A 24878-nucleotide genomic window follows, 5' to 3' on the forward strand; every position below is an offset into this window, starting at 1 on the left:
GTATAATGTCAGTTTTAAACGGGAAGAAAATTTTACTGGGTGTTTCTGGTGGAATTGCAGCCTATAAAACAGCCTCATTAGTACGACTTTTTATAAAAGCAGGTGCACATGTCCAAGTGATAATGACACCTGCTTCTAAGGATTTTGTAACTCCACTTACGTTATCTACGTTATCAAAAAATCCTGTATATTCCAATTTCTTTAATCAGGATGATGAAGATGCTGTATGGAACAATCACGTTGATTTGGCACTTTGGGCTGATTTGATGATAATTGCTCCTGCAACAGCAAATACCTTGTCTAAAATGACAACAGGAAACTGTGATAATCTTTTAATTGCTACTTATTTATCGGCTAAATGTCCTGTCTATTTTGCTCCGGCAATGGATTTGGATATGTATAAACACCCTTCAACATTATCTAGTTTTGCCGCTTTAAAACAGTTTGGCAATTTAATGATTCCTGCTGAAAACGGAGAACTGGCAAGCGGATTATCCGGTGAAGGCAGAATGGCTGAACCTGAGAATATTGTAGCTTTTCTTGAAGCTGATTTAGAAAGCAAGTTACCCTTAAAAGGAAAAAAAATACTAATTACTGCCGGGCCAACATACGAAGCGATAGATCCTGTACGTTTTATAGGAAATCATTCCTCAGGAAAAATGGGTTTTGATATTGCTCATGAAGCAGCTAGTCTTGGAGCGCAGGTTATTCTGGTTTCGGGACCAACACATTATAAGGTTAAAAACAGCTTAGTTAAAGTTGTTGATGTAATTTCGGCCCAGCATATGTACGATGCGTGTCATTTGTATTTTAATGATGTTGATGTTGCTATTGCAGCAGCAGCTGTTGCTGATTACAGGCCTAAAGTTGTAGCTTTACAAAAGATAAAAAAAGCATCAGAAGATTTTTCGATCGAACTCGAAAAAACAAAAGATATTTTAGCATCGCTGGGAGCAATAAAAAAGAATCAGTTTTTAATTGGCTTTGCTTTAGAGACTGAAAATGAAATTGAAAATGCTAAGTTGAAAATTCAGAAAAAAAACTTAGATTTGATTGTTTTAAATTCCTTACAAGATGAAGGCGCAGGTTTTAAAAAAGAAACCAATAAAGTAACTTTTATTGATCATAATTTTGAAATCGAACCTATGGAATTAAAATCAAAAGAATCTGTTGCGGTTGATATTTTAAACAAAGTGATTTTGCATTTTTCGAAGTCATAATGATTTATAATAAAAACGAATGGCAGAAATAGTAAATCTATTGTAGCTACAACCAAATATTATCTTTCAAATGAATAAAATAGTTACCCTTTTAGTATTTTTAATTTTTGGCTTTACACAAGCGCAACAGCTAAATTGTACTGTGACTATTAATACAGAAAGGCTGCCCAATCCCAATCAGCAAGTTTTTAAAACACTTCAAACCTCTTTGTCTGAATTTGTGAATAAAACAGACTGGACAGGATCAGTTTTAAAGCAAAATGAGAGAATCAATTGTTCGATGTATATCACATTGTCTTCAGGAGGTTCAAATCAATTTACAGGTACAATTCAGGTACAGTCTTCAAGATTGATTTTTAATTCTACTTATTCATCACCTGTTTTAAATTACAACGACAAAGACTTTAATTTTCAATATACAGAGTACGAGCCTTTGCTTTTTAACCCTGCCACTTTTGAATCTAATTTAGTATCTGTAGTATCTTTTTACAGTTATGTAATTTTGGGAATGGATGCTGATACTTTTCAAATGGGAGCAGGAAATCAATATTTTGAAACTGCTCAGAATATTGCGAGTGTTGCGCAGCAAGGCGGATCTAAAGGCTGGACTCAGTCTGATGGGCTTCAAAACCGTTATTATTTAATAAATGATCTGAATTCGCCAATGTATAGTGATTTACGTCAGACTATGTATGCATATCATACTGGTTTAGACGGAATGAGTCTGGACTTAAAAGCATCAAAAGAGAAAATCAAGAATGCAATAATGCTCATAGGGAAATTGAATTCGGTTAAACCAAATGCCTTTTTAACGCGAGTATTTTTTGATGCAAAATCAGATGAAATCGTTTCTATCTTTTCAGGAGGGCCGAGTATTCCGGTTGGGGATTTAACAGATGTGCTGAACAAAGTATCGCCTTTGAATTCTACTAAATGGTCTCAGATTAAATTTTAATTGAATTTCTTTTTCAATTTACTATCTTACTAACTTTTATACTTATACAATTTCTTTATGATAACGTCCTTGTCAATTAAAAACTATGCCCTGATTGAAAAACTCACTATCGATTTTTCTAGAGGTTTTTCTATAATTACAGGTGAAACGGGTGCTGGTAAATCTATTATATTAGGAGCAATAGGATTGGTTCTAGGTAAAAGAGCTGATTTAACATCATTAAAAAATAAAGAAGAAAAGTGTGTTATCGAGGCACATTTTGAAATATCTAAATACAATCTGAAAGAATTTTTTGAAGTAAATGATCTCGATTATGAAGACGAAACCATAATTAGAAGAGAAATTCTGCCATCAGGAAAATCTCGTGCATTTATAAATGATAGTCCTGTAAATCTTCAGGAATTACAAGATTTAAGTTTGTTTTTGATTGATATTCATTCGCAACAGCAAACTCAGGAACTTTCGGATGAAGGAGTTCAGTTTAAAATCATTGATGCGATTGCAAATAATTTTGATACTATTCAGTCCTATCAAAAAGCATTAAAATCATACAAAGCAGATAAATCTAAATTGAATGCTTTATTGAAAAAACAAAGTGATTCTGGAAAAGAGCAGGAGTACAATACTTTTTTACTAAATGAATTAGTATCGGCTAAATTAAAATCCGGCGAACAAGAAGAATTAGAAACGGATTACGAAAAATTAAATAACGTTGAGATTATAAAAGAGGCTATTGATAAATCTCTTGTAATTGCTAACGAAGAGCAATTTGGCGTTTTTCATAATCTGAATGAAATTAAAACCTCATTACAAAAAATTGCACTTTTCTCACCTGAATATCAAAACATATTCGAGAGAATTACAAGTCTGGCAATTGAATTTGATGATGTTTCGAGAGAATTGCAAAATGCTTCTGAGAAATTATTGAATGATCCGGTGCAATTAGAATTTGTGAGTCAAAAATTGCAATTGATTTATAATTTACAAAAGAAACATCAGGTAAATACTGTTGATGAATTGATCGGAATTCAGTCGAATTTAGGTAATACATTATTAGAACTTGATAATATCGAAGAAGAAATCGCTTTGTTGTCAAAAGCAATCGATCAAAAAACAATTGAGTTAGATGCTTTTTCAGCAACGATTCATCAAAACAGAACAAAAGCAATTCCGGTTTTATCTCAAAAACTAATTTCGATTTTAGAAACTTTAGGAATGCCGAATGTTCGTTTTAATATGGAACTTTTACCGTCAGAAACCTATTTCCAGAATGGTAAAGATGAACTTCAGTTTTTATTTTCTGCCAATAAAGGAACTGATTTTGGTTTACTGAAAAAAGTAGCATCAGGAGGGGAGATGTCCCGTATTATGTTGGCTGTTAAAGCAATTTTAGCACAATATTCAAAACTGCCTACTTTAATTTTTGATGAGATAGATACTGGAGTTTCAGGAGAAATTGCCATTAGAATGGGTGAGATTATGAAAGAAATGAGTGCAACAATGCAAATTTTTGCCATTACGCACTTGCCTCAAATAGCAGCAAAAGGAGATTCTCATTTCAAAGTATTCAAATCTACAGTAGACGATGATACGCAATCAGAATTGAAGCTATTGTCTCAGGACGAAAGAGTTATGGAGATTGCTCAGATGTTATCAGGAGCTGTTGTTTCTGATTCCGCTTTAAATCATGCTAAAGCCTTGTTGAACTAAAGAAATAATTTATATTTGTCAACTCAAAGCTAATTAAACAAACGTAAATAAGTTAGTCATTTATCTTAATGATAAGATTAGCCCAATCAACGAATAAATACAAAAATATGATTATAGAACCTAGAATGAGAGGATTTATTTGCTTGACTGCACACCCAAAAGGCAGCGAGCAAAATGTTAAAAATCAAATAGAATATATAAAATCAAAAGGTCCAATTGACGGTGCTAAAAAAGTATTAGTTATTGGTGCTTCAACAGGTTTTGGATTAGCTTCAAGAATCACAAGTGCTTTTGGATCTGATGCTGCAACTATTGGAGTATTTTTTGAAAAACCGCCAGTTGAAGGTAAAACAGCTTCACCGGGTTGGTATAATTCTGCTGCATTTGAAACAGAAGCTCACAAAGCAGGTTTATATGCAAAAAGTATCAATGGAGATGCTTTTTCAAACGAAATAAAAAGACAGACTTTAGATTTAATCAAAGCTGATTTAGGTCAGATTGATCTTGTAATCTATAGTTTAGCATCACCGGTTCGTCAACATCCGGTTACAGGAGTGTTACACCGTTCGGTTTTGAAACCAATCGGACAAACTTTTACCAACAAAACTGTAGATTTTCATACAGGAAACGTAACGGAAGTTTCTATTGCTCCGGCAAATGAAGAAGATATTGCAAATACTGTAGCAGTAATGGGTGGAGAAGACTGGACAATGTGGATTGATGCCTTAAAAGCTGAAAATTTATTGGCAGATGGAGCGACAACAGTGGCTTATTCATATATTGGGCCATCATTGACAGAAGCAGTTTACCGTAAAGGTACAATTGGCCGTGCAAAAGATGATTTAGAAGCTACAGCATTCTCTATTACAGATAGTTTAAAATCAATAGGAGGAAAAGCATATGTTTCTGTAAACAAAGCATTAGTAACACAAGCAAGTTCTGCAATTCCGGTAATCCCGTTGTATATCTCTCTTTTATATAAAATTATGAAAGAAGAAGGGATTCATGAAGGTTGTATCGAGCAAATTCAGCGTTTGTTTAAGGACAGATTATACAATGGATCTGAAGTTCCTGTAGATGAAAAAGGAAGAATCAGAATCGACGATTGGGAAATGCGTGATGATGTTCAGGAAAAAGTGGCTAAACTTTGGTTAGAAGCAACAACTGAAACATTACCTGCAATTGGAGATTTAGCTGGATATAGAAATGATTTCTTAAATCTTTTCGGGTTTGAATTTGCCGGAGTAGATTACAAAGCAGATGCAAATGAAGTTGTTGAAATCGAAAGTATCAAGTAGATAAAAAATATAATAAATGAAAAAACCATCAACCAAAAGTTGGTGGTTTTTTTATGAATATACCATATCTTTGTTAAAATTTTGAAGTTTAAAAAATTGCCACTTTAATACAGCACATCCCGTTATGATTTTTTCTTTAATTATACCCGTGTATAATCGCCCAGATGAAGTTGATGAACTTTTAGAAAGTCTGTCTAAATCTGATTATAATGAAGCTTTTGAAATTGTTCTTGTAGAAGATGGATCATCAATACCGTGCAAAGATGTGGTGATGACCTATCAGGGAAAATTGAACATTTCGTATTATTTTAAGCCGAATTCAGGACCGGGAGATTCGAGAAATTTCGGAATGCAAAAGGCACGTGGAGATTATTTTATCATTTTTGATTCGGATTGTATTATTCCGGCTAATTATTTAACCGAAGTTCGAAAAGCATTAGATGCAGATTATGTAGATTGTTTTGGAGGACCTGATAAAGCATTAGACAGTTTTTCTGATATTCAAAAAGCAATTAATTTTGCTATGACTTCTTTTTTGACCACAGGAGGAATTCGTGGCGGGTCTGAAAAGATCAATAAATTTCAGCCAAGAAGTTTCAATATGGGAATTTCAAAAAAAGCATTTGAGGCATCAAAAGGCTTCGGAAACATTCATCCCGGCGAAGATCCGGACCTTTCTATCCGTTTATGGAACCTGGGATTCGAAACCAGACTGTTTCCTGAGGCATATGTTTATCACAAACGTAGGATAGATTGGGAAAAATTTTCTGTTCAGGTAAATAAATTTGGTATTGCAAGACCTATATTAAATAGTTGGTATCCAGAGCATAATAAACTAACATTCTTCTTTCCATCTGTTTTTATACTCGGATTATTATTAGCTTTTTTACTATTAATTTTCAATATCGACATATTATTACAATTATATTTTGTATATTTCGTTATTATTTTTCTTACATCAAGTATTCAGAATAAAAGCATTAAAATTGGATACTTATCTGTAATTGCAGTTTGGAAGCAGTTTTATGGTTATGGAACAGGATTTTTAAAGTCGTTCATAAAAATCATTCTTTTAAAGAAAAAACCACAAGAAGCTTTTCCTCGTATGTTTTTTAAAGTATAATATGACTAAAGTTATTGGTTTAACAGGCGGAATAGGAAGTGGCAAAACCACTATTGCAAACTATTTTGCGACAATGGGAGTTCCTGTTTATATTGCAGATGATGCTGCCAAAAAAGTAATGCAGTCTGACAATATAATACAACAAATAAAAACGACATTTGGCGATTCTATTTTTGAAAATAAAATTTTAAACAGGGCAAAGCTGGCTGAAATTGTCTTTAATAATGCCGATAAATTAGCACAACTAAATGCTATTGTTCATCCCGCCGTAAAAAGCGATTTTGAATTATGGCTACAAGAAAATAAAAAGTACGACTACGTAATTTATGAAGCTGCAATTTTGTTCGAAAGTGGTCGTTATAAAGAATGTGATGTAATTATAACCGTTACTGCACCGGAAGAAATTAGAATCGAAAGAGTTGTGAAGCGAGATAATACCACACGCGAACAAGTTTTAAGCAGAATGAAAATGCAATGGAATGACGAAAAAAGAATTTCTTTGAGCAATTTTGTAATTAATAACAGTAATCTTAAAATTGCTAAAGAAGAAGTTGTTAAAATTCTTAAAATTTTAAATATAAAACAAAATCAGTCTTAAATGTTAATATTTGGTTAATGTATTATTTAGTATATTGTTAAAATATTAATTTTGTTTCGATGAATAAATTATTTTTTAGAATACTTGTTTTACTGATGAGTTTGTCCTTAATAGGGATTATTCTGGTGCAGGTATATTGGTTCAACTCTTCATTTAAAAACAATGATGAGCAGTTTAAATACCACGTGACACAGGTAATTGGTAATGTCGCTGATAAACTTGAACAACAAGAGGAATACAGTTTCTATGACAAATACAACCGTATAAAAGACAGTACAGGTAAAACTCCAAAAAAAGAAGATTTATTAGAAGTTCTCTATGTTCAGAGAAATACAAAAACAAATAAAACAATTGTATACTCTAATACCCTTACATCTGAAGATTACGATATAAATGGTTCACTATTCAATAAAAAATTTAGTAGTGAAAGATTTAAAAACTTTAGTTCGAAAAGAGTAACTGAAGTTTACAATAACAATAACGGAATCGATAATAGCAATTTAGGCCAAAGTATTATTCCGGATCTAAAAATAGAAAAATCAGGTAGTTTAGATATCTTAAATAAAGTACAGCAGCAAATTCAATACAAAGATATTGCTTCACTAACACCTATAGAAGGTAGAATTACAAAAGATAAGCTTCAAAAACTTTTAAAGAAAGAATTAGAAGAATACGGTGTAAAAACCAAATTTGAATACGGAGTTCTTAACAGTGGACTTGCAACAAAAGTAAAATCTGACGGATTTCATTACGATAAAGATGCAAGTTATCATGTGCCAATTTATACAGATAACGAAGGTAATAGTAAATATGAACTATTTATAACTTTCCCTCATAAAAAGAAATTTTTGTTATCTGAATTGTTAAGTATTACAATATTGTCGATAATTTTTACATTGATTATAATAGTTGCTTATACAAGTGCATTGAATCAATTGTTACGTCAAAAACATATTTCTGAAATCAAAACAGATTTTATAAATAATATGACGCATGAGTTTAAAACTCCAATTGCAACGATAAATTTAGCGCTTGATGCGATTAAGAATCCTAAAATTATTGAAGATAAAGAAAAAGTATTTCGATATCTGCAAATGATTCGGGACGAGAATAAAAGAATGCACGCTCAGGTAGAAAACGTTCTTCGTATTTCTAAATTAGAAAAAAGAGAATTAGATATTACAAAAGAGCCAACGGCAATTCACGATATAATCGATGATGCAATTGAGCACGTAAATTTAATCTTGGAAGATAGAAAAGGAAGCGTTGTAAAGCATTATAATGCCGCAAGAACAACCTCTTTAATCAACGAAGTACATTTTACAAACGTATTGGTAAATATTTTAGAAAATGCTATAAAATATTCACCTGGTATTCCTGAAATAGAAATTTTTACAGAAAATGTCAAAGACATGATTCTGATAAAAGTAAAAGATAATGGTCTTGGTATGAGTAAAATAGCTCAAAAAAGAGTTTTTGAGAAATTTTACAGAGAGCATACTGGAGATTTACATAATGTAAAAGGACACGGTTTAGGCCTTGCTTATGTAAAAAGAATAGTAGAGGATCACAATGGTCAAGTATATGTTGAAAGCGAAAAAGGAAAAGGTAGCACCTTTATAATAAAAATACCATTAATAAATTAAAATATGGAAAATAATAACAAAAGAATACTTTTAGTAGAAGATGACCTTAATTTTGGGGCAGTTCTTAAAGATTATCTAATGTTAAATGACTTTGAAGTTACTTTAGCTAAAAACGGTATGGAAGGTTTCGAGAAATTCAAGAAAGATGTATATGATTTATGTATTCTTGACGTAATGATGCCTTATAAAGATGGTTATACTTTAGCCAAAGAAATTAGAGAAAAGAACAGCGAAGTGCCAATTATATTTTTAACAGCAAAATCAATGAAAGAAGATGTGCTGAAAGGATACAAAGCTGGTGCTGATGATTATTTAAATAAACCTTTTGATTCAGAAGTTTTATTAATGAAAATCAAAGCGATTATTCAAAGAAAATCTGCAGATACTAAAGCAGAACAAGTTCAGTTTGAATTTAACATTGGTAAATTCCACCTGAATTCTAAACTGAGATTTTTAACGTTCGAAAATGACGAACCTATAAAATTATCTCCAAAAGAGAATGAATTGCTTAAAATGTTAATTCTTCATGAAAATGACTTAATGCCAAGAGAATTAGCGTTGACAAAAATCTGGAGAGATGACAACTACTTTACTTCAAGAAGTATGGACGTTTACATCGCTAAACTAAGAAAATATCTAAAAGCAGACGAAGATGTTGAGATCCTTAACATTCACGGTGAAGGTTTCAGATTAGTTGTTAAAAGCAAAGTGACAGAATAAAAAAACAAAATTCACAAAAACAAAAAGCATAAAGCTCTGAGAAATCAGGGCTTTTTTTATGCTTATACTTTTTGAAAATTGTAGTTATACTCAATCTTGTCATTTCGACGGAGGAGACCCGAGCGACAGCGAACAGGCGAAGCAAATCACACTAGTAATTCTATAAAGATTGGTGACTTTCTTTATGCTTCTCTAGTTTGATTTACTTGTTCTGTTTTCTATCACCCGATTCTCGATAAAAACTTCAATCATGTCTTTAATACGGATTAAATCTTTTTGTGTAGACGCACTGCAGTGCGTCTCTACGATTGTCGATATCCATAAAAAAAATGACCGCAATTTTCCGGAGAGATGCACTGCAGTGCATCTAACAAAAGATGAGCAAACTATAAATCTTCTCAGAGATTGGAATTTGTAATTTAATTTTTTTTGGAATTTTAATCATAAGGAGCTATTTCCTGCTGTCCGCTATATCTTTTTCTTGCTAAAAAAAGCAAGAAGAAGGATGCCGCTTTCATCAGGGCTAGGGCGTTAGTTTTCAAATAGATATTATGTTTTTTACGATTCGAAAAATATAATAATTATTTTTTACATGAATTTTCTTTAAAATAAATTTGGAAAATCAAAAAAGTATTCTGAATATTTGCACACGAAAAAAGTAATAACCCTTTAATAACGAAGAAAAATGTCTGTATTTACATTATCATTTCAGAGCTTCACATCAAACAAGTTTGGTGCAGCGCTTCTTCGTGGCTTATTTCAATCTTAGAAATTCATTTTTAGATATATAAAAAAGCCCGAAGACATTTAGCTTCGGGCTTTTTTTATTCTAGACACTTCAAATTTTCCCGAATAATCGATTTTATTATTTATCCTCACGGGTAAAATGCTATGGCCTGTTTTGGCTATTAATTTAATGCACTATAATTTTTTATGGAAAATTATACAGCAGAAGAGTATGCTTTGTGCTCTCGCTTTAAAAATAAAAGAACAAAGAAAAGATTAGTAAAAGAAGATTTTGAAAAACAATTAATTCAGTTAAGAAAGCTTGAAATTGAACTCTGGAAAAAACGACAAAATTTACCATTGGTTCCCTTAGCAACGCCTTATCAAAAAGGTTGGGAACGCAGTTTTGTACTAAGAGACGATATAGTAAGGTCAAATGAAGCTTCATTTTATAAAACATTGCTGGAAAAGATCAATACATGGCAGCATTCTCCTGAAAAATCTTTTAAGAAAAAGAAAAAAAGGAAAAGAAAACATGTGTATGTTGAAAAGCTTCAAACAGTAAAAGAGTTTTCTGAATCAGAATGGAGAAGTCCAAAACTAACATTAACTGAAAAAGAGAAAATGCATTTTTATAAAAGGGAACGATGGTGTCCTAATTGTAAACGCTATAAAATTCATTATGTATTTAATGAACCGTGGCGTTATGTATTTCGCATTAAACCGTACATGATAACGCATACTAAAATGGTTGATGCAGATTTGGAAAGTGAAATTCAGGTTCTCGACAATTACATTACTAATCTTAATTTAAGATATAAGATAAACAAATTAGTACATGGTTTTTCTTATCGTTGGAGATATTATCAAAATGAAAATCCAAGAGAGATAAACCCAATTAAAAATAAAAGTCTGCATGTATTGTATCAGCAATATGTAGACGAAATGATATAAATCATGGGAAATAAATTATCCGGAAAAGACCTGATCAAGTTAGGCTTTCCAAAAAATAATTCAATAAATATCGCCTTAGGGCAAATAAACAGATATAGAAAAAGAGAGAAAAAAGAATCTATTCTAACAGAAGCCAAAGAGGTTTTGCTTCATCCTGAAAAGTTTGAAGGACACGGAACCTGGGGTAAAGTTGCTGAAGGTTTAATAAACCCGGTTCAGGTAAGAATGCACCAATTGAAAACGACAAGAGTTCCTTTTACCATTTTTGGAGAAAATGAAATCGATGAACAGGCAAAATTTCAATTGTATGATTCTTTAAAACTGCCAATTTCGGTTGCAGGAGCCTTAATGCCAGACGCACACTCAGGTTATGGATTACCAATTGGTGGGGTATTAGCGACAGATAATGCCGTTATTCCGTATGGAGTTGGTGTTGATATTGGCTGCCGTATGAGTTTGTCGATTTTCGATTTACCAGCTTCGCATTTCAAAGGAAAAGAACATCAGTTGCAAGCGATCTTAAAAGACAATACAAAATTTGGAATGAATGAAACACATGCTGTGAAAGCAGATCATGAAGTTTTTTACAAAAGCGAGTTTCAGGATATTCCGCTATTGAAGAATCTTTTGCCAAAAGCTTACAAACAATTAGGTAGTTCTGGTGGAGGAAATCACTTTGTGGAATTTGGTGTTGCAAAAATTGACAATCCCGAGAATGAATGGAAGTTGGGTGTTGGAGAATATTTTGCTGTTTTATCGCATAGTGGTTCTCGCGGTTTAGGTGCAAACATCGCCAAACATTATACTTATCTGGCAACTAAACAATGTCCATTGCCTAAAAATGTACAGCATTTGGCCTGGTTGGATTTAAACACGCATGATGGACAGGAATATTGGTTGGCAATGAATTTGGCCGGAGAATACGCAAAAGCTTGTCACGATGACATTCATAGGAGAATTGCCAAAGCGATAGGAAAAAGAGTAGTGGTTACAATTGAAAACCATCACAATTTTGCCTGGAAAGAAATGGTGAACGCTCAGGAATGTATCGTGCATAGAAAAGGCGCAACTCCTGCTGCTGAAGGTCAATTGGGGATCATTCCGGGTTCAATGACAGCTCCGGGATATATAGTAAAAGGAAAAGGAAATGCAGCGAGTTTAAACTCGGCTTCTCATGGAGCGGGACGTTTGTTTTCGAGAGCGAAATGCAAAGCTACTTTTACTCAAAGTGAGATCAAAAAAGTATTAAAAGCGAATGATGTAACCTTGATTGGCGGAAATATTGACGAAGCCCCAATGGCGTACAAAGACATTACAAAAGTAATGGGAAATCAAACGGATTTGGTTGAAGTTCTGGGAACTTTCACTCCTAAAATCGTTAGAATGGACCGATAAAAAACTAAAATTATGGAAAGATTTCAGGATGAAAATAAGTTTTTAGGAAGTTTTGCTAATGAGATTTTAGTAAAATGTCCTAAATGTGATTCTAAATCAGCAGTTAAAAAAGAACCTGTATCAGATTGCAAATGTGGGTATTGCCATACTAAAGTTTTTGAATGCAAACATTGTTACTATAAACTTGAAAAACCAAATTATCACTATGTAGCTTATGGCAAAGTATATTGTAGTAAGTGTTTTGAAAAATACGAATTTGAGTCTCAGTCATTAAAAGAGAAACCGGAAAAATACAAAGCAAAATGTCCGCATTGTAATTTTCAGGAAGAGTGGAAACCGAAAATTGAAGAGTTTTTGCAGAATTCGAAAGCTGATGATGGGTTGGTCAAAGAGCCGTATTATGATTTATCACTTTGGTTTCAAAAAGAAATGAACGGAGATATTTTTTGGGCATTTAATCAAGATCATATTGATTATCTGGAGAGATATATCAAAGCTGACTTAAGAGAAAGAAATAATACAGGAAGTTCTAACGCAACTATGGTTTCAAGACTTCCAAAATTTGTAAAAGAAGCAAAGAATAGAGAAAAGCTTCTTAAAATAATAGAAAAATGGAAAAAATAATTCAGATAACAGCAGGGCGAGGACCTGCAGAATGCACTTGGGTAGTTGCCCAAGTGCTTAAAAAAGTTTTAGACGAAGCACAGGAGCAGGGTTTAGAAGCTACTTTGCTTCAAAGGGAAGTGGGGCAGGAAAACGGAACGGTTGAAACAGCAACAGTTGCTGTAAAGGGAAATAATGCTGAGAAATTCGCGAATTCATGGATTGGAACCATTCAATGGATTGGTCAGAGTCAATTTAGGAAAATGCACAAACGCAAGAACTGGTTTATTGGCATTTTTGAAATTGAAGCACAAAAAAATGCATCGATTTCAGAAAATGATATTCAGTATCAGGCGATGCGAAGTTCGGGTGCGGGCGGACAACATGTTAACAAAGTGAGTTCGGCCATTCGTGCAACACATATTCCAACAGGAATTGCGGTAGTTTCTATGGATAGCCGCTCGCAGCATCAAAACAAAAAACTGGCCACAGAAAGATTATTAAAAAAACTAGAAGACGAAACTTTGCAACAGCTTAAAAATCATGTTGGAAAACAATGGGAAAATCAGCTGAATATTCAGCGTGGCAATCCTGTGAGGGTTTTTGCAGGATCTGACTTTAAAAAGAATAAAGTTGAGAAAAGTTACAAAGGAACTCGTCAGAAATTGAAAACAGATTTACGAAATGAAAGCAATTGATAAATACCTATTTCAGGCTTTGGATAATTATCCGTATTCGCTTGAAGAAACTATAGAATCCTTAGACTATGCTTTTTCTTATGATGCAAAAAATACGATGGTTTTGTGTTTGTACGGAAGAATTCAGGCGGAGCAATTATGGAATTATGAAGAGGCGAAATCTTATTTTCAGGAAGCTTTGGCTATAAACATTCATGCTCTTGAAGTATATCCGTATTACATTCAGACTTTAATATTGAATGAAGACTATGAAGAAGCCCAAAAACTGATTGATTTTGCTTTGACTATAAAAGGGGGAAACAAATCTGAAATCTATGTCAAAAAAGCTATTCTTTTTGAGGCACAGCTTCGATTTAAAGAGGCGTTGACGTCAATTAAAAATGCGAAACTTTACACACTGCAATTTGCTTTTGAATCTGATATTACGGAAGTAGAAAAAAGAATAAAAGGTAAAATTGATTTGTTGAAGAATAAAAAAAAATCTAAAAAAGGTTCTAAAAAGAAATCAAAATAATTTTAATTAAAACTAAAAACGATGCAATTCAAGAGATGAAATGCATCGTTTTTTTTTTTTTTTTTGGTTGAATCTGAGAAAATGGTCATGTAAAATCCCTACTGATGATGTCATTAAGTTAAGAGATTTTTGAATGTAAAATTAACTATTTCTATATAAATAACTCTATCAGAATCCGCAATCTTGTCATCGCGACGAAGGAGAGATCACAAAGAAACTCGACAAAGATTGGCGAATATCTCAACGGAAATACTAGTGTGATCTCTCCTTCGTCGAGATGACAAACTTTGTGGTTACTTCTCTCTCTATTAACTTAATGACATTACAATACGGGACATTTTTATTGTGGTGTAATCTTTTTCTACCAACATTTAACTCTAACGGAGTACTGTGTAAAAGTTCGAAAGACATTTTTTTAAATATCTCGTAGAGATTACATGTTGGTAGAATTTTTATCAATAAAATATAATATTTGTCCCGTAGGGACTACACCAATTTTAAAGAGATTTATTATTATTTAAGCTACAAATTAGCACGAATTAAAAATAAAATAAATCGGTGTAAACCCGTTCGATCCGTTTAAATCTCTGGGTCAAATAATTACTTCCAATGCAATTCTAAAGCAAAACAGGTTTTTTCGCCTTTTGTAATACTAAATCTTGCTGTACTTTGACCATCTTCGCTTTCATGAATTACCACCTGATCTTTTAATGACAGTTCTTTCATGAAATTCATTTCGAAGTTTTTGACTTCTTGTTTTAGAATTCTTTTTGGCTCAACATGATCCAGACACCATTCCAGATATTTTACGTTATTTACGTGATTTACAATATCTAAATCGGATAAATAAACTGTTTTTTCAAAGACAGCCTCTTTTTCGTGATTGATATTTATTTTAGAGAAACCCTCTTCTGTTGCTCTGTTTTCAGGGAATAATTCGAAATGTTTATACGGAATTGCCAAAGGTTCCGGACGGCGTGATTGGGTATTAAAAACAGCCCAATACGTTTCGCACCCTACAATTTTCTTTCCATTAACATACATTTCAAGTGCACGAACGGAACGCGAATTTTCAAGACTGTTGATCCATGTTTTTACAGTTACAACATCCTGCCACTGAGGCAATGCATGCACTTCTACGCGCATTCTGCTTAAAACCCATGCTTGATGAAATTCCTGCATGTCCTGAAAACTGATGCCTCCAACTTCGGCGTGCGATCCTGCGGTTAATTGTAGAATATTACATAAATCTGTATATTTTAAAAAACCAGCCGGTGTGCATTGTGTAAAATTGATTTCCCAGTCTTTACTATAAACTGATGTGAAATTTGGTGATATTGGCATTTTTTAATTTTTGATTGTAAATTTTTGATTTTAGATTGATTTGGAAAATAGAGTAAAGAATATAGAAAAAAGACTTTTACTTTAATGAATTTTCTATATAATCTATAATTTCTTTTCTATCTGTCGCATAATCAAACCATTTTGTGGCTTCATTTCTTTTGAACCAGGTAAGTTGTCTTTTGGAAAAACGGCGGGTATTTTTCTTGATTTCTTCGATGGCAAAAGGCAAGGAGAAATCTCTGTCAAAATAACTAAATAATTCTCTATATCCGACGGTTTGAAGCGCATTTAACGCTTTGTTAGGATAAAGTTTTTTTGCTTCTTCCAGCAAACCTTCGTTCATCATAATATCAACACGCTGATTGATTCGGTCGTAAATGATTTGTCTATCGGCGTCTAAACCAATTAAAATAGGAGTGAAGTTTCTGTTGTTTTTCTTCTGATTTAGAAAAGAAGAATATGGTTTTTGACTGCCAATACAAACTTCTACAAAACGCATCATTCGCTGTGGGTTTTGGAGGGTTTGTGGATTTTCTATTGTAATTTTTTGATAATAATCCGGATCCAGGTTTTTTAATTGTTCCTGAAGATATTCGATTCCGAGTTTGTCGTAGTTTGAATTTACCTCAGAACGTATTTCGGGATTGATTTCTGGAAATTCGTCGAAACCTTTTAAGATTGCGTCAACATATAATCCTGAACCTCCAATAAGAATAGCAAAATCGTTGGTTTGAAATAATTCTTCTATTTTAAGAAGGGCTTCTTTCTCATAATCGCCAACTGTGTAATTTTCGAAAATAGATTTATTTTGAATGAAATGATGTTTTGCTGCCTGTAATTCTTCGGGATTGGGAACTGCGGTGCCAATGGTCATTTCTTTAAAGAACTGACGGCTGTCGCAAGATATTATCTCGCATTTGAAATGTTGCGCCAGAGCAATGCTTAAGGCTGTTTTGCCTATAGCTGTTGGTCCGACAATGGTAATTAAGTGTTTCATATTTTTTAGCCCAGATGGGAGTGAAAACCCCGGACTTATAGTTGTTAGTTTTTTTTGGGATAAAAGAGCAACTTTAGAAGCTCCTTTTATGTCTTAAAAAAACAACAAATATAAGGAGGAGTTGTAACGTACAGCTGGAATAGCTCCTTAAATTAAATATTAGGTAATTCGGTTCCGCATTCGTAACAATATTTGGCACTGTCAAAATGTACTTGTGAATGGCAATTTGTACATGTTTTTCTTGTTCCAACAGCCGTATTCTTTAAACTGCTTTTTGCAAATTCGGCAGTTACGATTCCGGTAGGGACAGCTATAATTCCGTAACCTAAAATCATTACTAAAGCTGCAATAAACTGACCTAGTGGTGTCTGCGGAGAAATGTCTCCGTATCCTACTGTTGTTAAAGTTACAATTGTCCAGTAAATACCCATAGGAATACTGGTGAAACCTGATTCTCTGCCTTCGACCAAATACATGATCGATCCGATTATTATGGTGCTGATCAGAACAAAATATATAAAAACGAGAATTTTTTCTTTACTGGCTTCAATGGCTTCACGAAGCTGAATAGATTGATGTGAAATTTGGGGAATGTGCAATATTTTGAATAATCTAAAGAAACGTAACGCTCTCACAATAGAAAGAATGCTTGCTCCAGGGAAAAATATAGACAAATACATGGGTAATACGGCAAGCAAATCTATGATTCCGTAAAAGCTAAATACGTATCGAACAGGTTTTTGAATTGAAATTATTCTTAAAATATATTCAATTGTAAAAAATATAGTGATAACCCATTCGCAAATAATTAGTTGAGTGTGATATTTTTGATTGATACCTTGTACGGTTTCCATCATAATTAAGAGCACGCTCAATAAAATCAATCCCAATAGAACAAGGTCAAACATTCGCCCTAAAATGGTATTAGTGCCATATAGAATGATTTTAATTTGTTCTCTGAAGATTTCGTATTTTGATTTTACTTTTCTCATATCGCGAAGATAATGAAAGTTTTGTATTGTTAAAAAAGAAGAATTTTAAGCGATTTGCTTTTACGGATGTAATTTTGGATAATATTTTTTACATCACGATTGTGGTCCATTGGAATAAGGATATTTTTTAGAATTTCGATATTCGTAATCTGATAATTTAAATCGTAGAAAGCATATCCCTGATAAATTCCGTTTTCGATTAATATCGCACTTCTTTCGTTTACATTTCGACCTCTGTCAATCAGGATCATGCTTTTGTTATCGAAGCTGTTTTCAGAGATGAATTGTTGTACTCTGGCATTGTATATTTCAGGAGTGATTTCTGCGATACAAGCGCCATCACACTCTTTTATTTTATATTGAAAACACTCTTTTTTGCTTTGATACAATCCTGTTAGCTTTTGGCACAAATGGTATTTTGCCGTGAATTTGAAAAGTGCATTTTTGCCTTCTTGCAAGGTAGCAAAAGATGTAATTTCTTTTTTACGACCGTCGGCTTTTTCAAGTTTTAGGTTGATGTAGCCATTAGCATCTTTTTCGGGATATAAGGCATATTGAAAAATCGTTTTTCGCCCAGAACGATTGTATCTTGGTCGGTTTATTTTTATTTCCTGACTTTCTTTCAATAAGGCTATTAGTTCGCTTCCGGTTTCGTCATAGGTTATGGTGAAAACTTCGGCCTGAATTTTTTTGCTTTTGGTTGTTATTCCGGTAAAATGCTGATTAACTCTTTTTTTGATATTTTGGCTTTTGCCAATATAAATTAGCGTTCCTCCTTCGTTATAAATATAATAAACACCAGTTTTAGTTGGCATTTGGGATAAAAGATCGAAAAATTTTGGTGCAATACCTTTTTCTACTTCTAGTTTTATAAAGTCTTTTACGATTGTTTTTTCTATATCTTTTTCGAGAAGCATTTTGAATAACTTAGTCGTTGCCATGGCATCTCCGCTGGCGCGATGTCTGTCTGCCATTGGAATTCCCAGTGCGCGAACGAGTTTTCCTAAGCTATAAGAAGGCTGTTCCGGAATTAGTTTTTTGGCCAGTTCAACCGTACAAAGTGTTCTGGCTTCGAAATCGTAACCTAAACGTTTGAACTCGGTACGTAAGATTCTATAATCGAAAGAGGCGTTGTGTGCTACGATGATGCAATCTGAAGTGATTTCGATTATTCTTTTGGCAACTTCAAAAAACTTAGGTGCCGAACGCAACATAGCATTATTGATCCCGGTTAATTTCACCACAAAAGGCTGAATCGGAATTTCGGGATTAACAAGGCTAATGAATTGGTCGACTACTTCATGGCCATCAAATTTATAAATGGCGATTTCGGTAATTCCTTCTTCGTTAAACTGGCCTCCAGTGGTTTCTATGTCTAGTATTGCGTACAAATTCAGTATTCAGTCTCGGTTTTTAGTATTCAGTTTTCTGTAGAGACGCACCGCAGTGCATCTACGATATGTGGCTTAAAAATTAACGGCCGCCAAAAATGCTGCTGCCAATTCGAACCATTGTGCTTCCGCATTCTATGGCAAGTTGGTAATCTCCTGACATTCCCATTGAAATGATATTCAGATTGCAGTTTTCAAATTGTAATGATTTAATGGAATCAAAAATAGATTTTAAATGCGTAAATTCTTTTATAATCTGGTTTCGGTCTTCTGTAAATGTTGCCATTCCCATTAATCCTAAGATACGAATATTTTTCATCTCTTTGAATTCTGATGAAGATAATAATTCGTTTAATTCATTTTTATCTAAACCAAATTTAGATTCTTCTTCGGCAATATATATTTGAAGCAAACAATCGATAATTCTATTGTTTTTTAAAGCATGTTTATTGATTTCCTGCAATAATTTTAAACTATCAACACCGTGAATCAAACTCACAAATGGTGCCATAAATTTTACTTTATTCGATTGCACGTGACCAATCATGTGCCATTGAATGTCTTTAGGCATTTCTTCGTACTTGTCAGTCATTTCCTGGATTTTGTTTTCTCCAAAAATGCGCTGACCAGCTTCATAAGCTTCCATTAAATTAGAAACAGGTTTCGTTTTAGAAACGGCAACGAGAGTTACATGCTCCGGTAAACTTGTTTTGATTGTATTTAAATTCGATTGTATCGACATGGTATTTCTTTTTTATGAAAGGATAAACTGCTTAGAGATTTTCTCTGCTTTTTTACTTTCACTGTAATCATAAAAACCTTCTCCGGATTTCACGCCCAATTTTCCGGCTCTAACCATATTTACTAATAATGGGCAAGGGGCATATTTTGGGTTTTTGAAGCCTTCGTACATTACATTCAAGATCGCAAGGCAAACATCAAGACCAATAAAATCAGCTAATTGAAGTGGGCCCATAGGGTGTCCCATTCCTAATTTCATTACAGTATCAATTTCATAAACACCGGCTACTTTATTGTATAACGTTTCGATTGCTTCATTTAGCATAGGCATCAGGATTCTGTTGGCCACAAAACCTGGATAATCGTTTACTTCAACAGGAGTTTTTCCTAATTTTTCAGATAAGTCCATGATGATTTTAGTGACTTCATCGCTGGTGTTGTATCCGCGAATGATTTCGACCAATTTCATAATTGGCACCGGATTCATAAAGTGCATCCCGATAACACGTTCAGGATGTGCTACAACAGCTCCGATTTGTGTAATAGATATGGAAGAAGTATTGGTTGCTAAAATGGTATTATGAGAACAAGTTTCGTTTAATTGTTTAAAGATATTTAGTTTTAGTTCTACATTTTCTGTAGCGGCTTCAACTACTAAATCAACCCCTACAACACCGTCCTTAATATCAGTATAGGTAATAATATTGGTGATTGTTTTAGCAACATCTTCCTGCGTAATGGTTCCTTTAGACAACATTCGGTCTAAGTTTGCGGCAATAGTCGCCATTCCTTTGTCTAATGATTTTTCAGAAACGTCAATTAGTTTTACAGTAAAACCACTTTGTGCAAATGTATGAGCAATTCCGTTACCCATTGTTCCTGCACCAATTACAGCTATAGTCTTCATTTTATCTTAGATATTATATTTATGATTTAGCCACGAATTCACCAATTGGTTCGTGAATTCGTGGCTATTTTTATTTTTTAAACTTTCAATTATTTTTGGAAACAATCAATGATTTGATACGCTACTCTTAGGGCATCAGTTGCTTGTTCAAGTGTTACAACAGGAGTTGTATCTGTTTTTATGGCGTTTGCAAAAGATTCTAATTCGTCAAGAATGGCATTGTTTTGCTCGACATCAGGATTGGTAAAATAGATTTGCTTTTTCACGCCTTCGGCATTTTGCAAAATCATATCAAAATCTCCAGGGATTTCCGGGGCGTCTTTCATACGGACTACTTCGCATTTTTTCTCCAGAAAGTCTACAGAAATGTAAGCATCTTTTTGGAAGAAACGTGTCTTGCGCATGTTTTTCAACGAAATTCTGCTGGCTGTTAAATTTGCAACACATCCGTTTTCGAACTCAATTCTGGCATTTGCAATATCCGGAGTATCACTGATAACCGAAACTCCACTGGCGTGAATATCTTTTACTTTTGAATTTACTACACTTAAGATAGCATCAATATCATGAATCATTAAATCCAGAACTACAGGAACATCTGTACCACGCGGATTAAATTCTGCCAAACGGTGCGTTTCTATAAACATTGGGTTTTCGATCATGTTTTTTGTAGCAATAAACGCTGGATTAAAGCGTTCAACATGACCAACCTGACCTTTTACGTTATATTCTTTGGCCAAAGCAATAATTTCTTCGGCTTCTTCAACGGTATTGGCAATAGGTTTTTCTATAAAGATATGTTTTCCTGATTTTATGGCTACCTTAGCACATTTATAATGGGAAAGTGTTGGAGTGACAATATCAATAACATCCACAGCGTGGATTAATTTAGCAATAGTACTGAAGTTTTTATAGCCAAATTCTTTTGATATTCGTTCGGCATTTTCCTGATTTTCGTCGTAAAATCCAACTAGTTCGTATTTGTCAGATTGTTGTAATAAGCGTAAATGTATTTTACCAAGATGACCAGCACCTAAAACTCCTACTTTTAACATGAGAATGTATTTTAAACAAAAATATAATTTATTTGTTGAAAGTAAAAGTGAATGCAATAAAGATTTAGCGATTTAATAATTAAAAATCAATATTTGATTTCCTATTTACTTTCTTATTTTTGCAAAAATTAAACCTACCTATTTTGAAAGACACTGCCAAACATCAAGGACTTCGTAATCAATTAGTAAGCACTTTAGAACATAAAGGAATTACCGATAGAGCAGTTTTGGATGCGATAAAAAAAATCCCAAGACACCTTTTTTTGAATTCAAGTTTTGAAGATTATGCTTATCAGGATAAGGCTTTTCCTATAGGAGCCGGTCAAACTATTTCGCAGCCGTACACCGTTGCTTTTCAATCGCAATTATTAGAAGTTAAAAAAGAACACAAAATTCTTGAAATTGGTACCGGTTCAGGTTACCAAACTGCAGTTTTATGTATGTTGGGCGCTAAGGTTTTTAGTGTAGAAAGACAAAATGAATTGTTTAAAACAACTTCAAATTTGTTTCCAAAATTAAACATCCGCCCTAAACATTTATCTTTTGGTGATGGTTATAAAGGGTTGCCAAGTTATGCACCGTTTGATAGTATTATTGTTACTGCCGGAGCTCCGTTTATTCCTCAGCCTTTAATGGCGCAATTAAAAATAGGAGGAAGGCTGGTTATTCCGTTAGGAGAAGATGTTCAGATTATGACCTTATTGATTCGTAAAAACGAAACACAATTCGAAAAACATGAGTTTGGAGAGTTTCGATTTGTTCCTTTATTAGAAGATAAAAATTAAAAATAACTATAAATTTTAAAGACGAATTTCACAAATTACCACTATTTGTTTTTTGAAATTAAATTCACAAACGCAATTGATTATTTAATTTGTGTAAATTAGTGAAATTCGTGTTTTGTTTTATTGCGTAATAATACCAATATATCGTTCTAAGTTTTCTTTTTCAGTTTTAGCTACAAAAAGTAAAAAGTCTTCTTTATCGTTTTTTGTCTGAGCAGTTTCTAAAGTCTGATAATATTGCATGCGGCTTTCATAATCTCCTTTAATATTAGCAATTATATATCCCTTTTGTAATAAAATTAAATTCATAATTAAGCGGGACGTTCTTCCGTTTCCATCTATAAAAGGATGAATTGTGATTAATCTTTCATGCATTTCGGCTGCCAAAATAACGGGATGCAGTTTATTTTTATTAGTTTCATACCAAATAAAATAATCTTCCATTTCTTTGGCAACCATAAATGGTTGTGGTGGCATATGTGTGTTTCCTTTTATCATAACTTGTACTTTACGGTAACGACCTGCGTCTTCTGGAATTATCCCACGCAGAATTAAATTATGGATTGATAAAAGATCGCGTTCGTTTAATGAAACATTTCTTTGCATTAAATCTTTGATAAAACCAATCGCTTCCTTATGATTAATGGCCTCCAGATGCTCACGCATACTTTTTCCGGAAATTGTAAGACCTTCATTAATGACCATGTCAGTTTCACGAAGTGTCATTGTGTTTCCTTCAATTCTATTACTTTCAAAAGTATATTCTAATTCTAATGCCTGAGTAATTCTAAAGCTGTCATATTGGTCATAACTGTCTAATTTTGCTTTTAATAGATCAATCTCCTTTAAAAGATTTTCTAAAGTTTTGGAAATTTTTAATTTCGAAACAGTTTTATTGTATTTAATTTCCTGTTCTGCTACTATTAATGCTTTTAAGGCAAATTCATCATCTCCAATTTCGTATAGAATTTTTTCCTTGAGCCAGGCAATCATTAAAGTTTCAAAGTCAATCTCTAAAAGCTGAGAAAGTTTCGAAATTTGTTCTCTGGTTGGTTTTCTTGATCCTGATTCAAATTTACTTATTAATGCCTGATCAATACCTAGAATTTGCGCCACTTCTCTAGTTTTTAATCCTTTAAGTTCTCTTGCATTTTTAAGAAGTTTTTTCATATTTGTAAAGAAGTTTTAAATTGTCATGACGAATTCAGTCATTTTTAATAAAAATAAAAAAGCAATATTGAATATTGCTTTTCTAAAATTATATTTTACTTTTTGGAGGAAGAGAACCATCTTTTCTCATTTCCTGAACTACAGTCTGCATAATAGCATCAACGGTTTGACCTAAATCAGTAACATAATCTGATTTTGTAGTTCCGGTCCAGATTAGTTTATTTTCTTTTAATGAAAAAACATTCGTTTCTACCATATAAGATGTAGTTTCCTGATAGTATCCCGGATCATAAAAGTTAGGAGAATACATTCCGTACCAGTTTCCAAAACCGTATCCATACATACCTGTATACATGCCGTCGAATCCGCCGTAGTACATACCGGTATAAGTTCCCGGAACATAAGTTGTTTCTTTTTCTTTACTTACTAAACGCAATGTAATAACTCCGTCAAAATTCTCATCCTGCAATATTTTTAATTTTTGCTCTTTAGTAAGATCTTTGGTTGTTTCGTTTAAATATTGGTAAGATGTTTTGAAGATTTCATTACTGGCAGCAATTCTGTTTTCAGTAACTCTTCTGGAAGCTTCGTCTTTTAATAAGGCTACAACCAAAACTTTTTTAAAATTTTCCTGAGCGACTGTTATTTTTGGATCTCTCCAGCTATTAACGATAGAGGTATTACTACCACATCCTGAAAGCGCAAGAACAGCGATTACTAAAAATAAGTATTTTTTCATATTACAATTTTTTATAATGATTGTAGTAAAAATACGTATAAAAGAGAAATAAACACTATTCTTGTAATTAAAAAATAACTTTTAATTATAAGCTTTTTTTATTCGGTCCAGATCGCGTTTTGTGTCTTGTTCTTTTAAAGATTCACGCTTGTCGTAGTTTTTCTTTCCTTTGCAAAGACCAATTTGCAGTTTTGCAAGTCCTTTTTCATTAGTAAATAATTTCAAAGGAACAATAGTAAGTCCTTTTGCCTGAACACTTTTATGAAGACTTTTTAATTCTTTTTTATTCAAAAGCAATTTTCTTTCACTTCTTGATTTGTGATTGAATTGATTTCCGAATGTATATTCTTCGATATAAGTATTGATTGCAAAAAGCTCCAGATTGCTAAATTCGCAAAAACTTTCGGTGATATTTGCTTTTCCTAATCGTATCGATTTGATTTCAGTTCCAGATAAAACAATTCCAGCAGTATAGGTATCGATTATCTCATAATCAAATCGAGCTCTTTTATTTAGTATATTGACTGTTTTTAACATAGGTTGACAAATTTAGTAACAAATAAATGAAACAGCAATTGTTTTTGCATAAATGATATA

Annotated in this window: 24 protein-coding genes; 14 read left to right on the plus strand and 10 right to left on the minus strand. The window is 33.0% G+C overall.

The annotated features are described in order from the left end of the window. Positions 1-5: 5 nt before the first annotated feature. The 13 genes from coaBC to IRZ78_RS10770 all read left to right on the plus strand — a co-directional run bounded on the left by coaBC (position 6) and on the right by IRZ78_RS10770 (position 14160). Positions 6-1220 carry a bifunctional phosphopantothenoylcysteine decarboxylase/phosphopantothenate--cysteine ligase CoaBC gene (gene coaBC / locus IRZ78_RS10710; RefSeq protein WP_194616535.1) on the plus strand — a complete coding sequence of 405 codons (1215 nt, stop codon included), beginning with the start codon at positions 6-8 and terminating at the stop codon, positions 1218-1220. Positions 1221-1290: 70 nt separating this feature from the next. Continuing rightward, a complete protein-coding gene (locus IRZ78_RS10715) occupies positions 1291-2175 on the plus strand; it encodes a DUF4835 family protein (RefSeq protein ID WP_194616536.1) in 885 nt (294 codons plus the stop codon). Between the two features lie 57 nt (positions 2176-2232). Then, on the plus strand, positions 2233-3885 hold the full coding sequence (gene recN, locus IRZ78_RS10720; RefSeq protein WP_194616537.1) for a DNA repair protein RecN: 1653 nt from the start codon (positions 2233-2235) through the stop codon (positions 3883-3885). 107 nt (positions 3886-3992) lie between these two features. Beyond that, the gene (gene fabV / locus IRZ78_RS10725) at positions 3993-5183 is read left to right on the plus strand and encodes an enoyl-ACP reductase FabV (protein ID WP_194616538.1); all 1191 of its coding nucleotides are present in this window, start codon (positions 3993-3995) and stop codon (positions 5181-5183) included. Positions 5184-5307: 124 nt separating this feature from the next. Next, positions 5308-6306: a glycosyltransferase gene (locus tag IRZ78_RS10730; RefSeq protein WP_194616539.1), complete on the plus strand. Its 999-nt coding sequence runs from the start codon at positions 5308-5310 to the stop codon at positions 6304-6306. A 1-nt stretch (position 6307) separates the two neighbouring features. After that, the gene (gene coaE / locus IRZ78_RS10735) at positions 6308-6904 is read left to right on the plus strand and encodes a dephospho-CoA kinase (protein WP_194616540.1); all 597 of its coding nucleotides are present in this window, start codon (positions 6308-6310) and stop codon (positions 6902-6904) included. Between the two features lie 59 nt (positions 6905-6963). Continuing rightward, positions 6964-8550 carry a HAMP domain-containing sensor histidine kinase gene (locus tag IRZ78_RS10740; RefSeq protein ID WP_194616541.1) on the plus strand — a complete coding sequence of 529 codons (1587 nt, stop codon included), beginning with the start codon at positions 6964-6966 and terminating at the stop codon, positions 8548-8550. A gap of 3 nt (positions 8551-8553) precedes the next feature. Then, the gene (locus tag IRZ78_RS10745) at positions 8554-9270 is read left to right on the plus strand and encodes a response regulator transcription factor (RefSeq protein ID WP_026985497.1); all 717 of its coding nucleotides are present in this window, start codon (positions 8554-8556) and stop codon (positions 9268-9270) included. A gap of 933 nt (positions 9271-10203) precedes the next feature. Beyond that, positions 10204-10950: a hypothetical protein gene (locus tag IRZ78_RS10750; RefSeq protein WP_194616542.1), complete on the plus strand. Its 747-nt coding sequence runs from the start codon at positions 10204-10206 to the stop codon at positions 10948-10950. A 3-nt stretch (positions 10951-10953) separates the two neighbouring features. After that, positions 10954-12345 (plus strand): RtcB family protein, encoded by a 1392-nt coding sequence (locus IRZ78_RS10755; RefSeq protein WP_194616543.1) that lies wholly within the window; start codon positions 10954-10956, stop codon positions 12343-12345. A 12-nt stretch (positions 12346-12357) separates the two neighbouring features. Continuing rightward, complete coding sequence (locus tag IRZ78_RS10760) at positions 12358-12969, plus strand: hypothetical protein (RefSeq protein WP_194616544.1); 612 nt, start codon at positions 12358-12360, stop codon at positions 12967-12969. Then, positions 12957-13646, plus strand: coding sequence for a peptide chain release factor H (gene prfH / locus IRZ78_RS10765; RefSeq protein ID WP_194616545.1), 690 nt, complete (start codon positions 12957-12959; stop codon positions 13644-13646). The genes IRZ78_RS10760 and prfH overlap by 13 nt, the downstream gene beginning before the upstream one ends. Next, positions 13633-14160 carry a hypothetical protein gene (locus IRZ78_RS10770; protein ID WP_194616546.1) on the plus strand — a complete coding sequence of 176 codons (528 nt, stop codon included), beginning with the start codon at positions 13633-13635 and terminating at the stop codon, positions 14158-14160. Before prfH ends, IRZ78_RS10770 begins: the two co-directional genes overlap by 14 nt. Positions 14161-14760: 600 nt before the next feature. Here the strand turns inward: IRZ78_RS10770 and IRZ78_RS10775 are convergent. The 7 genes from IRZ78_RS10775 to IRZ78_RS10805 all read right to left on the minus strand — a co-directional run bounded on the left by IRZ78_RS10775 (position 14761) and on the right by IRZ78_RS10805 (position 21587). Further along, on the minus strand, positions 14761-15504 hold the full coding sequence (locus IRZ78_RS10775; RefSeq protein ID WP_194616547.1) for an acyl-ACP thioesterase domain-containing protein: 744 nt from the start codon (positions 15502-15504) through the stop codon (positions 14761-14763). Positions 15505-15580: 76 nt separating this feature from the next. Continuing rightward, the gene (miaA, locus tag IRZ78_RS10780; RefSeq protein ID WP_194616548.1) at positions 15581-16501 is read right to left on the minus strand and encodes a tRNA (adenosine(37)-N6)-dimethylallyltransferase MiaA; all 921 of its coding nucleotides are present in this window, start codon (positions 16499-16501) and stop codon (positions 15581-15583) included. Between the two features lie 152 nt (positions 16502-16653). Further along, positions 16654-17493, minus strand: a complete 840-nt coding sequence (locus tag IRZ78_RS10785; protein ID WP_194616549.1) for an ion transporter — start codon at positions 17491-17493, stop codon at positions 16654-16656. Positions 17494-17522: 29 nt separating this feature from the next. After that, complete coding sequence (locus IRZ78_RS10790; protein ID WP_194616550.1) at positions 17523-18884, minus strand: exonuclease domain-containing protein; 1362 nt, start codon at positions 18882-18884, stop codon at positions 17523-17525. Between the two features lie 82 nt (positions 18885-18966). Continuing rightward, positions 18967-19626: a YggS family pyridoxal phosphate-dependent enzyme gene (locus tag IRZ78_RS10795; RefSeq protein ID WP_194616551.1), complete on the minus strand. Its 660-nt coding sequence runs from the start codon at positions 19624-19626 to the stop codon at positions 18967-18969. Between the two features lie 12 nt (positions 19627-19638). Next, positions 19639-20532 (minus strand): 3-hydroxyacyl-CoA dehydrogenase NAD-binding domain-containing protein, encoded by an 894-nt coding sequence (locus IRZ78_RS10800; RefSeq protein ID WP_194616552.1) that lies wholly within the window; start codon positions 20530-20532, stop codon positions 19639-19641. A gap of 89 nt (positions 20533-20621) precedes the next feature. After that, positions 20622-21587 (minus strand): Gfo/Idh/MocA family oxidoreductase, encoded by a 966-nt coding sequence (locus IRZ78_RS10805; RefSeq protein ID WP_194616553.1) that lies wholly within the window; start codon positions 21585-21587, stop codon positions 20622-20624. 143 nt (positions 21588-21730) lie between these two features. Between IRZ78_RS10805 and IRZ78_RS10810 the strand changes: the two genes are divergently transcribed. Beyond that, positions 21731-22372 carry a protein-L-isoaspartate(D-aspartate) O-methyltransferase gene (locus IRZ78_RS10810; protein WP_194616554.1) on the plus strand — a complete coding sequence of 214 codons (642 nt, stop codon included), beginning with the start codon at positions 21731-21733 and terminating at the stop codon, positions 22370-22372. 120 nt (positions 22373-22492) lie between these two features. On the opposite strand, the gene IRZ78_RS10815 is transcribed toward IRZ78_RS10810, so the two are convergent. From IRZ78_RS10815 to smpB, 3 genes are all read right to left on the minus strand, one after another. Continuing rightward, positions 22493-23542, minus strand: coding sequence for a Fic family protein (locus IRZ78_RS10815; protein ID WP_194616555.1), 1050 nt, complete (start codon positions 23540-23542; stop codon positions 22493-22495). An 88-nt stretch (positions 23543-23630) separates the two neighbouring features. After that, positions 23631-24281, minus strand: a complete 651-nt coding sequence (locus IRZ78_RS10820) for a membrane lipoprotein lipid attachment site-containing protein (RefSeq protein WP_194616556.1) — start codon at positions 24279-24281, stop codon at positions 23631-23633. 81 nt (positions 24282-24362) lie between these two features. Further along, positions 24363-24818 (minus strand): SsrA-binding protein SmpB, encoded by a 456-nt coding sequence (smpB, locus tag IRZ78_RS10825; RefSeq protein WP_042564375.1) that lies wholly within the window; start codon positions 24816-24818, stop codon positions 24363-24365. Positions 24819-24878 lie beyond the last annotated feature (60 nt).

Source organism: Flavobacterium sp. CSZ (genome assembly GCF_015350725.1).
Classification (GTDB): domain Bacteria; phylum Bacteroidota; class Bacteroidia; order Flavobacteriales; family Flavobacteriaceae; genus Flavobacterium.

What these genes read in the sequence shown, in the direction of transcription:
- coaBC (WP_194616535.1), top strand. Translation starts at nt 6, where the DNA reads ATGTCAGTTTTAAACGGGAAGAAAATTTTACTGGGTGTTTCTGGTGGA.
- IRZ78_RS10715 (WP_194616536.1), top strand. Translation starts at nt 1,291, where the DNA reads ATGAATAAAATAGTTACCCTTTTAGTATTTTTAATTTTTGGCTTTACA.
- recN (WP_194616537.1), top strand. Translation starts at nt 2,233, where the DNA reads ATGATAACGTCCTTGTCAATTAAAAACTATGCCCTGATTGAAAAACTC.
- fabV (WP_194616538.1), top strand. Translation starts at nt 3,993, where the DNA reads ATGATTATAGAACCTAGAATGAGAGGATTTATTTGCTTGACTGCACAC.
- IRZ78_RS10730 (WP_194616539.1), top strand. Translation starts at nt 5,308, where the DNA reads ATGATTTTTTCTTTAATTATACCCGTGTATAATCGCCCAGATGAAGTT.
- coaE (WP_194616540.1), top strand. Translation starts at nt 6,308, where the DNA reads ATGACTAAAGTTATTGGTTTAACAGGCGGAATAGGAAGTGGCAAAACC.
- IRZ78_RS10740 (WP_194616541.1), top strand. Translation starts at nt 6,964, where the DNA reads ATGAATAAATTATTTTTTAGAATACTTGTTTTACTGATGAGTTTGTCC.
- IRZ78_RS10745 (WP_026985497.1), top strand. Translation starts at nt 8,554, where the DNA reads ATGGAAAATAATAACAAAAGAATACTTTTAGTAGAAGATGACCTTAAT.
- IRZ78_RS10750 (WP_194616542.1), top strand. Translation starts at nt 10,204, where the DNA reads ATGGAAAATTATACAGCAGAAGAGTATGCTTTGTGCTCTCGCTTTAAA.
- IRZ78_RS10755 (WP_194616543.1), top strand. Translation starts at nt 10,954, where the DNA reads ATGGGAAATAAATTATCCGGAAAAGACCTGATCAAGTTAGGCTTTCCA.
- IRZ78_RS10760 (WP_194616544.1), top strand. Translation starts at nt 12,358, where the DNA reads ATGGAAAGATTTCAGGATGAAAATAAGTTTTTAGGAAGTTTTGCTAAT.
- prfH (WP_194616545.1), top strand. Translation starts at nt 12,957, where the DNA reads ATGGAAAAAATAATTCAGATAACAGCAGGGCGAGGACCTGCAGAATGC.
- IRZ78_RS10770 (WP_194616546.1), top strand. Translation starts at nt 13,633, where the DNA reads ATGAAAGCAATTGATAAATACCTATTTCAGGCTTTGGATAATTATCCG.
- IRZ78_RS10775 (WP_194616547.1), bottom strand. Translation starts at nt 15,504, where the DNA reads ATGCCAATATCACCAAATTTCACATCAGTTTATAGTAAAGACTGGGAA.
- miaA (WP_194616548.1), bottom strand. Translation starts at nt 16,501, where the DNA reads ATGAAACACTTAATTACCATTGTCGGACCAACAGCTATAGGCAAAACA.
- IRZ78_RS10785 (WP_194616549.1), bottom strand. Translation starts at nt 17,493, where the DNA reads ATGAGAAAAGTAAAATCAAAATACGAAATCTTCAGAGAACAAATTAAA.
- IRZ78_RS10795 (WP_194616551.1), bottom strand. Translation starts at nt 19,626, where the DNA reads ATGTCGATACAATCGAATTTAAATACAATCAAAACAAGTTTACCGGAG.
- IRZ78_RS10800 (WP_194616552.1), bottom strand. Translation starts at nt 20,532, where the DNA reads ATGAAGACTATAGCTGTAATTGGTGCAGGAACAATGGGTAACGGAATT.
- IRZ78_RS10805 (WP_194616553.1), bottom strand. Translation starts at nt 21,587, where the DNA reads ATGTTAAAAGTAGGAGTTTTAGGTGCTGGTCATCTTGGTAAAATACAT.
- IRZ78_RS10815 (WP_194616555.1), bottom strand. Translation starts at nt 23,542, where the DNA reads ATGAAAAAACTTCTTAAAAATGCAAGAGAACTTAAAGGATTAAAAACT.
- IRZ78_RS10820 (WP_194616556.1), bottom strand. Translation starts at nt 24,281, where the DNA reads ATGAAAAAATACTTATTTTTAGTAATCGCTGTTCTTGCGCTTTCAGGA.
- smpB (WP_042564375.1), bottom strand. Translation starts at nt 24,818, where the DNA reads ATGTTAAAAACAGTCAATATACTAAATAAAAGAGCTCGATTTGATTAT.